The organism is Pseudoalteromonas sp. SANK 73390 (genome assembly GCF_054966645.1).
On the sequence record NZ_ARPN01000137.1, the window covers coordinates 1 to 404 of the forward strand.

Here is a 404-nt window from a genome sequence, read left to right on the forward strand (position 1 = left end):
GTATAACTACAGCGAGCACCTGAGCGGACACGCGGGTGGCGGTGCCAACGCAGTTAAAAAGGTACAAAAAACCAATGGTACGTGGGCGGGCTTTAGTTACGATGCGCGCGGTAATATGACTAAAGGCGATGGCCTCACCAGTGCCATTTACAATGCCATGGACAAACCGACATCACTTACTAAAAATGGTATTACCAGCATTTTTGTATATGGCCCAGACCATATGCGCTTTAAGCAGGTTAAAGGCAATACTACCACGTACTACGCAGGTGCCTATGAAGAAGAGGTTGAGGGCAGCAAAACCACATGGCGCGCATATATTGGTGATGTGGCACTCATCAGCCAAGGCACAGGTGAAGTGGCTACCATTCGTTATACCCACCGAGACCGCTTAGGCAGTACTC

The 404-nt window shown here is 49.5% G+C and carries 1 protein-coding gene; it reads left to right on the forward strand.

The features are described from left to right. Nucleotides 1-404, forward strand: a 404-nt coding sequence (locus SANK73390_RS18340) for a hypothetical protein (protein WP_462767849.1), incomplete at both ends; no start/stop codon positions are given.